General features: G+C 65.8%; 12 protein-coding genes. 5 read left to right on the plus strand and 7 right to left on the minus strand.

Annotated elements, in window-relative coordinates; translation table 11 throughout:
- Nucleotide 1: 1 nt before the first annotated feature.
- Both mnmE and HFK18_RS04950 read left to right on the plus strand, forming a co-directional pair.
- On the plus strand, nt 2-1351 hold the full coding sequence (gene mnmE / locus HFK18_RS04945) for a tRNA uridine-5-carboxymethylaminomethyl(34) synthesis GTPase MnmE (RefSeq protein ID WP_180164772.1): 1350 nt from the start codon (nt 2-4) through the stop codon (nt 1349-1351).
- A 69-nt stretch (nt 1352-1420) separates the two neighbouring features.
- A complete protein-coding gene (locus HFK18_RS04950) occupies nt 1421-2008 on the plus strand; it encodes a sce7726 family protein (RefSeq protein ID WP_180164774.1) in 588 nt (195 codons plus the stop codon).
- On the opposite strand, the gene HFK18_RS04955 is transcribed toward HFK18_RS04950, so the two are convergent.
- A complete protein-coding gene (locus HFK18_RS04955) occupies nt 1956-3050 on the minus strand; it encodes a beta family protein (protein ID WP_180164776.1) in 1095 nt (364 codons plus the stop codon). The genes HFK18_RS04950 and HFK18_RS04955 overlap by 53 nt on opposite strands.
- Before the next feature lie 211 nt (nt 3051-3261).
- On the opposite strand from HFK18_RS04955, the gene HFK18_RS04960 reads away from it, so the two are divergent.
- Nucleotides 3262-4377 (plus strand): glycerophosphodiester phosphodiesterase, encoded by a 1116-nt coding sequence (locus tag HFK18_RS04960; protein WP_180164778.1) that lies wholly within the window; start codon nt 3262-3264, stop codon nt 4375-4377.
- A gap of 149 nt (nt 4378-4526) precedes the next feature.
- Here the strand turns inward: HFK18_RS04960 and HFK18_RS04965 are convergent, their stop codons facing one another.
- Together HFK18_RS04965 and HFK18_RS04970 are read right to left on the minus strand one after the other, a co-directional pair.
- A complete protein-coding gene (locus tag HFK18_RS04965) occupies nt 4527-5297 on the minus strand; it encodes a rhomboid family intramembrane serine protease (protein WP_180164788.1) in 771 nt (256 codons plus the stop codon).
- 106 nt (nt 5298-5403) lie between these two features.
- Nucleotides 5404-6360, minus strand: a complete 957-nt coding sequence (locus tag HFK18_RS04970; protein WP_025875596.1) for a TerC family protein — start codon at nt 6358-6360, stop codon at nt 5404-5406.
- A gap of 351 nt (nt 6361-6711) precedes the next feature.
- Between HFK18_RS04970 and HFK18_RS04975 the strand changes: the two genes are divergently transcribed.
- A complete protein-coding gene (locus HFK18_RS04975; protein ID WP_180164790.1) occupies nt 6712-7881 on the plus strand; it encodes a class I SAM-dependent rRNA methyltransferase in 1170 nt (389 codons plus the stop codon).
- A gap of 72 nt (nt 7882-7953) precedes the next feature.
- Here HFK18_RS04975 and HFK18_RS04980 read toward each other — a convergent pair whose 3' ends face one another.
- Nucleotides 7954-8820, minus strand: a complete 867-nt coding sequence (locus HFK18_RS04980) for a hypothetical protein (protein ID WP_180164792.1) — start codon at nt 8818-8820, stop codon at nt 7954-7956.
- Entirely contained in the window at nt 8817-9635 is an 819-nt protein-coding gene (locus HFK18_RS04985) for a protein klaA (protein ID WP_180164794.1), read from the minus strand. The genes HFK18_RS04980 and HFK18_RS04985 overlap by 4 nt, the downstream gene beginning before the upstream one ends.
- Before the next feature lie 157 nt (nt 9636-9792).
- Between HFK18_RS04985 and HFK18_RS04990 the strand changes: the two genes are divergently transcribed.
- The gene (locus HFK18_RS04990) at nt 9793-11034 is read left to right on the plus strand and encodes a dipeptidase (RefSeq protein ID WP_180164796.1); all 1242 of its coding nucleotides are present in this window, start codon (nt 9793-9795) and stop codon (nt 11032-11034) included.
- Nucleotides 11035-11104: 70 nt separating this feature from the next.
- Here HFK18_RS04990 and HFK18_RS04995 read toward each other — a convergent pair whose 3' ends face one another.
- Together HFK18_RS04995 and HFK18_RS05000 are read right to left on the minus strand one after the other, a co-directional pair.
- A complete protein-coding gene (locus HFK18_RS04995; RefSeq protein ID WP_180164798.1) occupies nt 11105-12532 on the minus strand; it encodes an amino acid permease in 1428 nt (475 codons plus the stop codon).
- Between the two features lie 154 nt (nt 12533-12686).
- Nucleotides 12687-13100, minus strand: a complete 414-nt coding sequence (locus HFK18_RS05000; RefSeq protein WP_180164800.1) for a hypothetical protein — start codon at nt 13098-13100, stop codon at nt 12687-12689.
- Nucleotides 13101-13125: the final 25 nt, after the last annotated feature.

The following is a 13125-nucleotide window of genomic DNA, read 5'->3' on the forward strand; positions in this document are numbered from 1 at the left end:
GATGAATGAGGTGACCCGCACCGAGACCATCGTGGCCATTGCCAGCGCACCGGGTGCGGGCGGCGTCGGCCTGCTGCGCCTGTCAGGCCCGCGCGCCGCAGCGATTGCCAACGCGCTCGGCGCTCCGACGCTGCGCCCGCGCCATGCACATTACGCGCGCTTGCGCGATGCCGATGGCGAGGTCATCGACGATGGCATCGTGCTGTGGTTCCCGGCACCCAACAGCTTCACCGGCGAAGAAGTGGTGGAACTGCAGGGGCATGGCAGCCCGGTGTTGCTGCAACAACTGGTCGCGCGCTGCATCACGCTGGGCGCGCGCCAGGCACGGCCAGGTGAGTTCAGCGAGCGCGCGTTTCTCAACGGCAAGCTCGACCTGGCCCAGGCCGAGGCCATCGCCGATCTGATCGCCGCCGGTGACAACCGCGCCGCGCGTGCTGCGCGCCGCTCGCTGGACGGTGTGTTCTCGCGTCGCATCGACACTGTGGTCGAACAGCTGGTGCTGCTGCGCATCCACGTGGAAGCGGCGATCGATTTCGCCGATGAACCGCTGGATACGCTGGGCGGTGCACAGGTGCGGCGCGGGCTCGAGCAGGCCCGCAGCGACCTGGCCCTGCTGCGTCGTGATGCCGAGCGCGGCCGTCGCCTGCGCGATGGCCTGCATGCCGTGCTGATCGGGCCACCGAATGCCGGCAAGAGTTCGCTGTTGAACGCGTTGGCCGGCAGCGAGCGCGCCATCGTCACCGACATCGCCGGCACCACCCGCGACACGCTGCGCGAGACCATCCGCCTGGATGGCCTGGAGCTGACCCTGGTCGATACCGCCGGCCTGCGCGAGGGGGGCGATGCCATCGAACGCGAAGGCATGCGTCGCGCGCATGTGGAAATCGAGCGCACCGACCTGGCGCTGATCGTGCTGGACGCGCGTGACCCCGCGGCGGGTGAAGCGGCGCTGGGCGATGCCGTGGCTGGCGTGCCACACAAGGTCTACATCCACAACAAGTCGGATCTGCTGTTGGGAACGCCCGAGCAGGACGATCCGGATCGTGTGTTCGTCTCGGCCGCTACCGGCGCGGGACTGGACGACCTGCATGCGCGTCTGCGTTCGATCGCCTCGGCCGGTGCGGGCGAGCAGGTGGACGGTGAGTTCTCCGCGCGTACGCGCCACGTGGACGCCATCGAGCGCGCACAGGAACATGCGCAGCGTGCCGATGCAGAGCTGGTGCACGAGCACCTGGAGCTGGCGGCCGAAGAGCTGCGGCTGGCGCACGATGCACTGGGCGAGATCACCGGGCAGATGAGTGCGGATGATCTGCTGGGAAGGATTTTCTCCAGCTTCTGCATCGGCAAGTAAGGCCGTGGCGAACTGCGACATGCTTGGGTTTCATGCGGTACAGCGACTCCCTCTTGGTACGATTCGACAATGGACCCGATAACCGACAGCGACGTCAGATCCGCGCTCCTTCGCAAGGTGATCGCCGAGCACGTGGCCAATCCCCATACGCTGGTCGTGGAGGAGATGGGGCTCGCCCGCGGCGCCTGCCGTGTTGATGTCTGTGTCATCAATGGGCATCTGCACGGTTACGAGATCAAGAGCGACGTCGACACGCTGCGCAGGCTTCCTGTGCAGCAGCAGTTCTATTCAAACGTTCTCGACAAAGCGACGATTGTCGTGGGGCAGCGGCATCTTGACCACGCACTGGACGTCCTGCCGGAGTGGTGGGGCGTACGTACGGTATCGCGCGGCGCGCGTAATGCGGTGCGAATGGAGCTTTTACGACCCGCCAAGCTCAATCCGTCGGTCAATGGTATGGACGTTGCCGCCCTTCTCTGGCGTGATGAGATCACGACACTGATCTGTGCAAGGAATCCGGACAAGGCAGCGCTGCGCGGCAACCGCGCAGCGCTGTGCGAGCGGCTTGGAGAGGTATACAGCCTCGCCGAGATCCGCACGCTGGTCAGGGAACAGTTGAAGCGCCGGACACATTGGCGAGGTCGCGAACAACCTTAGTCAGGTGGTGGTTGGTCGCCACCGTTGGCCAGGTTGAACTTCCGCCCGTGCTGGCGACGCTGTTGGCGCAATCTTCGATGTACTCGTCGCCAGCACTGTAAGTTCGCCCCATGAATACTACAGGTCGATCAGAGATCAGGTGCCTGCACAGGTCGCGATACTGGTCGCGGCCATTGCGCTTGACCTGGGTGCCGACGATGATCCGCCACTGGTCATCGATCGTGTATTTGATCTTTGCATTCGGGTCGAACAGACGTGGGTCCATCATCTCGGTCTGTGGTGACGCGCATCCGTAGTCACCGAACCATGGCTGACGCAGCGGGATACTGGCAGCGAGCCGGGTGTACCCACGCCATTCGCGACGATGAACATCTCCATGAGGACGATACCCTGCTGACGGGTTCAGGCTTGCGGGGAAGCTTCCGCCGGCCACGGTGAGCGATCTCCACCGGCTGATGTATGGCAGTCCCGCAATCCATGCCTGCCAGATCGATGCCTGCAGGGTCGGAGAATCTGCGACATCTGCCGCACTGTCCAGAACGATGTCCACCTGTTCTGGTGTTACGCCCAGGAGATGCATCAAGCCGTCGATCTTTGCCGAAGGATTACCTTCCAGGTCATCGGGAATCAAGCGCAGTGCGCAGCCACGACTATCCTGCGCGATGATGCTGGCGACCGCCTGTTGATACGCCAGATGCCGCCCGAGACCGGTGACCGGGATGGCCTGGCATGCCGACGCCCGCGCGAGATCGAAGACGTGCGCGAGGTGATGGTCTCCATTGGCCATCGTGTCGTCGCCGGCAAGATGTGGAGAATCGAACAGGCAGCGGCGCTTCTTCCAGTTGGTGCTCAATCGCTTGCCGACATTCTTCAGATGGTCGTCGAGCGACTTGGCGGGTGCATCGTTCTCGAAGTCCCACTGTTCGACCGGGATCTCGAACAGGGGGTACATCCAGTCCTTGATGGTCTCGCGTGTACGACCTACAGCGAGGTACTCACCTTGCCGCCATTTCAGGATGGGCACGTACATTGTCTTCTCCATGGTCTGATCCTCCCAACATCGGTGTTGGTCAGTCGAGGCTATGGCCCATCCTTTCCGCAGTTCAATCGGAAAAATTGCAGAATCGAATCCGAATGGGGGGCAGCACGATCATTGGCCGACCGCAGGCAGGCAGCCGAACACCAGCTCCCCCAACCTGTCACATTCCCGCCGCATACTGACGCCCATCACAAACCGCTTTGGGGAAGTCGCAGTGAAGTCGTGGGGTCGTGCGTTGCTGTTGTCGCTGGCCGTGGCACCATCGGTGGCCATGAGTGCTGAATCCTCCCCTCCGGCCGCGCCCAAGGTGTCGGTCTACGGTCATCGTGGCGCAAGCGCGCTGCTGCCCGAGCACACCTTGGCGGCGTATGCGCAGGCCATCGCCGACGGTGCCGATTACATCGAACCGGACCTGGTGATGACCAAGGACGGGGTGATGGTGGCCCGCCACGAGAACGAGATCGGTGGCACCACCGATGTGGCCGAGCACAAGGAATTCGCCAAGCGGAAGACCCGCAAGGTCATCGATGGGCAGACGGTCGAAGGCTGGTTCACCGAAGACTTCACCCTGGCCGAGCTGAAGACCCTGTACGCCCGCGAGCGCCTGCCGGAGTTCCGCAGCACCGCCTATGACGGCCAGTTCCGCATCGCCAGCCTGGACGAGATCCTGGCGTTCCTGGTCCAGCAGGCAGGTCGTGCCAACCGTGGCATCGGCCTGGTGCCGGAGATCAAGCACCCGACCTATTTCCAGTCGATCGGCCTGCCGATGGAAGACAAGGTGCTGGCTGCGCTGCGTGGCAACGCCTATACCAACGTCGGCCCGGTCACCATCCAGTCGTTCGAGACCGCCAACCTGCGTTACCTGCGCGGCAAGATCCCGCGTGGCAGCAACATCCGCCTGCTGCAGCTGCTGTGGAAGGGCGATACCCAGCCGGCCGACATCGCCAAGGCCGGCGGTGCGCTGACCTATGCGCAGATGATGACGCCAGCAGGTCTGAAGGACATCGCGACCTATGCCGATGGCATCGGCCCGGAGCTGCGCTCGATCATCCCGCTGGATGCCAACGGTGCGTTGGGTACGCCGACGTCGCTGGTGCGCGATGCGCACGCGGTGGGCCTGATGGTGATCCCGTACACCTTCCGCCCGGAGAACCACTTCCAGGCCAGCAACCTGCGCAAGGGCGCGGACACTGCGCGCAATGCGGAAGGGTCGATCGCCGAGATGCGCGCCTACCTGGCGACCGGCATCGATGCGTTCTTCACCGATGACCCGGCGCTGGGCCGGCAGGCGGTGGATGGAATGGGCGCGGCGGGAAACGCGGCGGATTGATGCGCCGGTGGTAGGTGCCAACCTTGGTTGGCACATGGTCGCTGCGGGGGCATGAACGCCGGAGGCAGGAGCGCCGACCAAGGTCGGCGGCCACCGGGTCATCGGTGATCGGGGGCAGAGCCCCTTCGGGGATCCGACCCCGTCACAGCTCAACCGCGCGGGTCTTCCGGCCGGCGGAACGGGATGACCACATAGTCCTGCCCTTCGCGCGGCTGCCACAGTACCGGCACGCGCTGCGGCGACGGCGGCTCGAGTTCGTCGTCGGCCAGCGGCTCGATCTCTTCTTCCTCGTCTTCCCAGCTGTAACGCGGGCGCGGCGGCAAGGGATCGGCGTTGCGGAACAGCAGCGCAGCGATGATGCCGGCGAAGGCACCGCCCATGTGCGACTGCCAGGACACGCCGTCGGCGTGCGGCAGCACGGTCATCAGCATGCCGCCGTAGAACAGCATGCCGATCAACCCGGTGGCGATGGCCGCGCGGTCGCGGCGCAGCAGGCCGAGGCTGGCCAGCAGGAACATCAGGCCGTGGGTGACGCCACTGGCGCCGAGATGGAAGCTGCCGGGGTTGCCCAGCATCCACGCACCGATGCCCGAACCGACCCACAGCAGGGGCAGGGCACGTAGCGTGGCCTTCGGATAAACGCTGCCGGCGAGGGTGCCGAGGATCAGGATCGCAGCGCTGTTGGCGGCGATGTGTTCGACCGAGGCATGCAGCAGCGGCCCGCCGATCAGGCCGAGCAGGCCCTTGGCTTCCAGCGGTGCCACGGCCCAGGGTCGCCAGTCGAAATGGTCCTGCAGGGCGAACACGGCCACCAGCACCAGCACGGCAGCCAGGCTGGCGTTGAAGGCGCGCAGGATGCGCGTGCGGTCGTTGCGGTCGGCCGGCGCGTCGCCGGCGGGCAGGGGCGCGTTCGTGTTCATACCCTCAGCAATGGCGGTGGCCGGCGCGAAACCAAGGCCACCGCTGCGGGAGAGTGGCTGCGACCGGCGGGACAATCCCCCGGCCGCATCCTTCAATCCGCCTGGATCAGGCGCCGCCTTCCTTCGGCGGATTCTTCAGGCTCAGCACCACCGTGGCAGCGATGATCACCGCGACCACGCCCAGCGAGATCGGGGTCGGGATCTTGAACAGGTCGATGATCATCATCTTGATGCCGATGAAGGCCAGCACCAGGGCCAGGCCGTACGGCAGCAGGTGGAAGCGGTCGGCCATGCCGGCCAGCAGGAAGAACATCGCACGCAGGCCGAGCACCGCGAACACGTTGGAGGTCAGCACGATGAACGGGTCGGTGGTGATCGCGAAGATCGCCGGGATGCTGTCCACCGCGAAGATCACGTCGGTGACTGCAATCAGGATCAGCACCGCGAACAGCGGGGTGAACCAGCGCACGCCGTCGCGCTTGACGCTCATCGCGTTGCCTTCGTAATCCGGCAGCAGGCGCAGGTGCTTGCGCATCCAGCGCAGGGCCGGATTGGCTTCCAGGTCAGGCTCTTGGCCCGCGGCGAACCACATCTTCCAGCCGGTGAAGAGCAGGAAGGCGCCGAACACGTAGAGCAGCCAATGGAACTGGGTGATCAGCACGCTGCCTGCGAAGATCATGATCGTACGCAGCACGATCGCACCCAGGATGCCGATGATCAGCACCTTCTGGCGCTGTTCCTCCGGCACCGCGAAGTAGCTCATGATCATCAGGAAGACAAAGATGTTGTCCACCGCCAGCGCCTTCTCGACCAGGTAGCCGGTCAGGAACTCCAGGCCGACCTTGTTGGCCACGACCTGGCCGGCGGTCTCGTTCAGGTAGAACCAGAGGCCGCCGTTGAAGGCCAGGGCCAGCGCGACCCAGCCGATGGACCACCACAGGGCCTCCTTGAAAGTGACCTTGTGCGGGCCACCATGGCGCATCAATACGAGGTCGACCAGCAGGGCGATGACCACCACCGCTGCGAAGCCGCCCCACAACCACAAATTACCGATCGTCTGCATGGGTTTGTCCGTTGGGAAATGAAAAATGCCTCAAGCCGGACGGCGAGGATCTGCAACGGAGGATCGGGAGGGGATCCAGGGACAGAGCTTCGCCAGTACGGCGAAGGTCTCGCTCGCAGTTCCGATGGGCCGGAACTACCGTTGCACCGGAGCCTGCGGGCTCGAATTGACGGCGACAACGTCTGGGAGCTACTCCCCTTCTGCCGCCGATTCTGCGGCCTGGCCGGGCCGGCGTCAAATGCCCTGGGGCCGGGGGCCAGCTCTGGTAGGTGCCAACCTTGGTTGGCACACCGGCCCGGGGTCAGAGCCCCTGTGGGGATCTGACCCCGGCGCCCGGTTTACAATAAGTGGATGAATACCCCCCTTCCCGTTGTCCGCCTCAAGAACGCGTGGCGTTCCAGCCACCCGTGGATCTTCCAGAAACTGGTCGAGAAGCCGACCGTCCGGCCCAAGCCCGGCTCCCTCGTCGACGTCGTCGGCGTGGATGGCGAGTTCATCGGCCGTGGCTTCTACAACGGGCATTCGCGTATTGCCGTACGCATCCTCGAAACCGACCCGCAGACCCCGGTGGACGCCGGCTGGTTCTCGCGCAAGATCGCCCAGGCGGTGTCGCTGCGTCGTGAGGTGCTGAAGCTTGATGCGGTGTCCGACGCCTGGCGCGTGGTGCACAGCGAAGGCGACGGTCTGTCCGGCCTGGTGGTGGACCGTTACAACGACCTGGTGGTGGTGGAGTTCTTTGCCGCCGGCATGTTCCGCCACCGCGAATGGATCTACGACGCGCTGCGCGAACAGTTCCCGGGCTGCCGTTTCCACAGCTTCGCCGACGAACACGTGCAGAAGCAGGAAAGTTTCGACTTCCACGGCAACACCACCACCGAAGCGTCGGTGATCACCGAGTACGGCATCAAGTTCCGCGCCGACCCGGCCGGTGCGCACAAGACCGGTTTCTTCGCCGACCAGCGCGAGAACCGTGAGTGGCTGAGCCAGCAGGTGGAAGGCAAGAGCGTGCTCGACCTGTGCTGCAACACCGGCGGCTTCGCCGTGTATGCGGCCGCGCGTGGTGCATCGGAAGTGGTCGGCATCGACATCGATGAAGACGTCATCCAGATCGCCAAGGGCAATTCGCGTCTGAACAACGTGCGCCCGAAGTTCGTCCAGTCCGACATTTTCCCGTGGCTGCGTGATGCGGCCAACCGCGGCGAGAAGTACGACGTGGTGATCCTGGACCCGGCGAAGATGACCCGCGACCGCGAGCAGGTGATCACCGCGCTGAAGAAGTACCTGGACATGAACAAGCTGGCGCTTGGCGTGGTCAAGCCCGGTGGCCTGTTCGCCACGTTCTCCTGCACCGGCCTGGTGGCCGAGGACCAGTTCCTGGACATGCTGCGTCGTGCGGCGTACTTCTCTGGCCGCACCATCCAGATCCTGAAGGTGGCCGGCGCCGGTCCGGACCATCCGTTCATGGCCCACGTGCAGGAATCGCGTTACCTGAAGGCCGTGTTCTGCCGCGTGGTGGACTGAGCCACGGCGCGTGGAGCCGAGTGATGCTCGGCTCCCGTGCACAGCGCGGAAGACTGTCCGCGCGCGCCAGCCTCAGGGCTGCGCGCGCGGCGGCGCAGGAACCGGCTGCAGCTGCTGCAGTAACCCGTTGATCACGTCGGACCTGCGACGCAGGTGGCGACCGAGCACGATCGCCACCGTACCCAGCGCCAGCAGCGCCGGTACCGCGAGCAGCGCCAGTACCCAGCCAACGTCGAACAGAAGCCAGCTCAGCAGACGCTGGTCATGCCATCGCTGTGACCGTTCGGAGCGCGGCAGGCCGGCTGCTTTCTCGAAGCGGGACTGCATTGCCGGCGATACCGGAACGCCGATGTCCTCGCCATTGGCCAGCGCACGGGCGGTGGCGACAACGGCCGATGAAGCCACGCCGTAGGGCAGCTCCTGCTGTGCACGCAGATAGGCCTGCCACTGCGGGCTGAAGCTGCTGAAGTCTGGACTGGCGATGAGCGCGTCCAGCTGCCGATGGTCGAGCCGATCGCCCTGGCCCATGGCGGGTGCGGTGATGCCCATGCTTCCCAATGCACCGCACAGCAGCATCGAACCCAGCGCGAACGACCAGGCGAAGCGGCGAACGCGATGGCGGCCGAGCAGGTCCCGCACACCGAAGAACATCCACACCAGCAGCAAGGGCGTCATGACCAGCAGGATGACCAGCTGCTTGCCTGTGTCCTTCGCGCCATAGCCGGCCGGCACGTGCGCCCACGAAGACGGGCCCAGTTCGGTGCCGGTGAATGCCAGCGCCATGTAGGCCAGTGCCGTGGCCGCCAGCGGAATGCAGGCCAGGCCGAAGACCCGAAGCAGTGAGGCCCGTCGGTAAAACGCGCGCAGACCCGGAACGGCTTCCGCACGCGCCTGCAGGTCCGGCGGGATCTGCAGCGGATCGCGTACCGGCGCGCTCATGCCGGCACCCCCGACGTGCGCAGCAACTGCTGCAGCGCCTGCTTCAGCTGGTCCTGCGCCTGCGCAGCACTGGCGATCATCTGTGGGCTGGCGTTGTCGCTGTTGTGCAGCGCCTGGATGGTCTGGCGCCAGATCGGCAGCAGGATCTGCACGGTCTCGCTGTAGCGGTCCAGCAGGTCGATGGCATTGCTGCGTGCCAACTGCACCTGCACCCGGCTCATCGAATGACTGGCAAGCAGCGCGGTCAGGTTGGCCACACGACGCTGCAGCCGCTCAGCCGGGCGGTCGAGTACCGGCGCATCATCGGCGCTGTCGACGGCTGCTGGCAGTTCCTGCAGGAACTGCACGCCTGCATCGATGTAGATCTGTAGTCGCACACCCTGTACGTCATGCTCAAGCAGCTGCGCATCCAGTCGATCGACGCTGGCGCGCACGGCGATGGCCTCGCGCTCGATCCTGGCCAGCACATCGCCGTTGCTGCCCATCGCGATGCGCCGGTGCAGGCGTTCTTCGATATCGGCACCGGTGAACCGCTGCCACCAGCCCGCGCGCTGAAGCAGGGCATTGGGATCGTGTTCGGACAACCGGCTGACCAGTTCGGCAAGCGCCTGGGCCAGTGCGTTGGCGCTGCCATCCTGCCAGGCCGGCTCGGCGCTGGCGCTGGCCAGGTCGGCCGGGCCATAGCGGCCGATGTCGGTGCGGCCGGCAAACAACGTTGGCAGCACATCACGCTTGAGCTGTTCGACGGTGACCACGCTGGCGGGGACAGGCGCTTGGCCCTGCACGGGCAGCGCCGGAGGCTGGGACTTCGACATCGGTGTTTCCATTCCATGGTCGACGCAGCACGCGGTGCTGCACGCTGCCCCTATCGGCTGCGGGCGAGTGTAATGGAGCTGGCTGGCCAATGCGGCACTACCCGCGTTGGCCGTCCCGGCGCTATGGTCGTGTCCTTCCCATTGCCGGTGGATGCCCATGCCGTCGTTGCGTCGTCTCTCCCTGCTGCTCGCCCTGGCGCTGAGTGCGCCGCTGTCCGCCCATGCCATCGACTTCAGCGCGCAGGAACTGGCCCGGGCCAAGGCACTGCAGCAGCGCCTGCTGACCTTGGACAGCCATCTGGATACGCCGGCCAACTTCGGCCGCGACGGCTTCGACATCGAGCAGCGGCACGACCGCAACGCGCTCTCGCAGGTGGATTACCCGCGCATGGTCGAAGGCGCGCTCGATGGCGGCTTCTTTGCGATCTACACCGACCAGGGCGATCGCACTGCCGCTGCGCATCTGGCCGAGCGCGATCACGGCCTGCAGCGTCTGCTGGAGATCCGCGAAATGCTGGCCGCCAATCCCGAGCGCTTCGCGCTGGCGCTGACCGCCGATGACGCGGCGCGCATCAAGGCCGCCGGCAAGCGTGTGGTCTACATCAGCATGGAAAACGCCAGCCCGCTGGTGGCCGATCCCAGCCTGCTGTCGTTCTATCACCGTGCCGGCCTGCGCCTGCTCAGCACCGTGCACTTCGCCAACAACGAGTTCGCCGATTCGGCCACTGATCCCAAGGGCGCGGAGTGGAAAGGCCTGAGCCCGGCCGGCAAGGACCTGGTGCGGCAGGCGGTGAAGCTGGGCATCGTCATCGATCAGTCGCACGCCTCCGATGCCGTGTTCGACGATCTGCTGGCGATGATGCCGGTGCCGTTTGTGTTGTCGCACAGCTCGGCCAAGGCGATCTACGACCACCCACGCAACCTCGATGACGCGCGCCTGCGCAGGCTGGCCAAGGCCGGCGGCGTGATCCAGGTGAACGCATATGGCGGCTACCTGATCGACACCGCCAAGTCGCCCGAGCGCAAGCAGGCCGAAGAGGCCCTGAGCAAGCAGCTGGGGGGCTGGGAAGGCATGACCATCGAACAGGGCGTTGCCCTGCAGAAGGCCGAGCAGGCACTGGACCACGAACATCCGGTGCGCCATGCCAGCCTGGACGACTTCTTCGCACACTTCGAGCACATCCTGGAGGTCGTCGGTCCCGAGCACGTTGGCATCGGCCTGGACTGGGATGGTGGTGGTGGTTTGAGCGACCTGCCCGACGTCAGCCAGTTGCCGAAGATCACCGCGTGGCTGTTGCGCAAGGGCTACACCGAGCAGCAGATCGCCGCCATCTGGGGCGGCAACCTGCTGCGGGTGATGCGCCAGGCGCAGGACTACGCGGCAAAGCAGGGCGGCTAGCCGCCCTGCGGTAGGGCCGGCCGCTGGCCGGCAATCCCCCAAGACCGCCGGGCATGGCCCGGCGCTACCTTTACCGGCCGATCAGCGCGTTGCGACGGCTGTAGGCGAAGTACAGCACCAGGCCGACCACGTTCCACGCCAGGAAGTACAGCTGGGTGGTGTGCGGCAGGCTGATGAACAGGTAGATGCAGCCCAGTGCCGCCAGCGGGCCGACGATGAAGGCCAACGGCGTGCGGAAGGTGCGCTCGCGGTTCGGCTCACGCACGCGCAGCACCACCAGGCAGATGCCAACGGCAGTGAACGCGGCCAGGGTGCCGGCATTGGCCAGCGCGGCGATCTCGTCCAGGCGCGCCACACCGGCCAGCGCCGACACCACCACGGCGGTGAACAGCGTGGTCGCCACCGGCGTGCCGGTGCGCGCGTTGACCTTGGACAGGCCACGCGGCAGCAGGCCATCGCGGCTCATGACGAAGAAGATGCGGCTCTGGCCGTACAGGAAGGCCAGCAGCACGGTCGGCAGGGCGATGATGGCGATCACGCCGATCAGCATCGCGGCGGTCGGCTGGCCCAGCTGGCGCATGATCAGTGCCAGCGGCTCGGCACTCTGGCCGAACACGGTGTAGCTCATCGCACCGATCGCGGCCAGCGCCACCAGCACGTACACGATGGTGCAGCCGACCATCGAGCCGATGATGCCGATGGACAGGTCGCGCGCAGGGTTCTTGGTTTCTTCGGCGGCGGTGGAGATCGCATCGAAGCCGTAGAACGCGAAGAAGATGATCGCCGCTGCGGCCATCACGCCGCGCTCGACGCCATCCGGTCCCAGCGTCTTGGCGAACCCGTAGGGCATGAACGGCTGCAGGTTGTTGGTATCGAACGCCGGCAGGGCCACCGCCACGAATATGGCCAGCGCGATCAGCTTGAACACGACCAGGATCGCGTTGAGGGTGGCGCTCTCCTTGGTACCGGCCATCAGCATCAGTGCCACCAGCCAGGTGATGACGATGGCGGGCAGGTTGATCATGCCGCCATCGACGTGCGGGCCCGCTGCGAGCATGGCCGGCAGGCGCAGGTCCCAGCCGAACTGGGTATGCACCCATTCCAGGAAGCCGACGAAATAGCCCGACCAGCCGACTGCCACGGTACTCACCACCAGCGAGTACTCCAGGATCAGGCTCCAGCCCACCACCCAGGCGAAGACTTCGCCCAGCGCGCTGTAGCTGTAGGTATAGGCGCTGCCGGCGGCCGGCATCATCGTGGACAGTTCGGCGTAGGCCAGTGCCGCGCAGGCACACACCGCGCCGGCGATGGCGAAGGAGATCAGCACGGCGGGGCCGGCGCGGTCGGCACCGACGCCGATCAGGGTATAGATGCCGGTGCCGACGATGGCACCGATGCCCAGCGCGATCAGGTGCGGCCAGCTGAGGGTCGGGACCAGGCGCCGGCCGGCTTCATGGACGGTGACGGAATCTAGGGACTTGCGCCGGAGCAGGGACATGCAGGCCTCGGAAGGGGTGACTGAGAACGACAAGTCCCCGAGTGTGACCGAACGCAGCGCAGCATTGCCACTGACGGGGGTCATGGCCGGCACAGCGCGCGCTGGACTGTGGGCACGCTGCCGGAATCGGCACAAACGGCCTCAGTCCAGGCGGCTACCAGTGACAGCCGTCGTCCTGGAAGGCGTTGAAGTCTTCTTCGAAATCCGTGCGGCGACCGTCTCGGGCCCGCACGTAGCTGAAGCTGTAGATCCGTGCGCCCTGCGTGCTCAGCGTGTAGTGACCGTTGATACGGCCCTCCACGCGCTCTTCCCAGACGGTATCGAACTGGTAGGGGCGGTCTTCGTCCAGCACCGTGGTCTCTTCGGAAACCCGGTGCAGCGGCAGGCGCTCGCGGTGCCCGGCGTAGCGCACATCGGCGCGGCCATCGTCCAGCCAGCGCCATTCCAGGTGGATCGTGCCGTTGACACCGCCGGTGAGGCAGCGGTGATCAGGTGCGGCCGTGGCCGATCCACTGGCAAGCAGCAACACCAGGGCTGCAGCGACCGCGAGCGTTGGTGTTGCGGCCATGGCGCCTCCTTCCAGCATGGGGCGC

The sequence above is a fragment of the Stenotrophomonas sp. SbOxS2 genome (genome assembly GCF_013416715.1).
Lineage (GTDB): Bacteria > Pseudomonadota > Gammaproteobacteria > Xanthomonadales > Xanthomonadaceae > Stenotrophomonas > Stenotrophomonas lactitubi.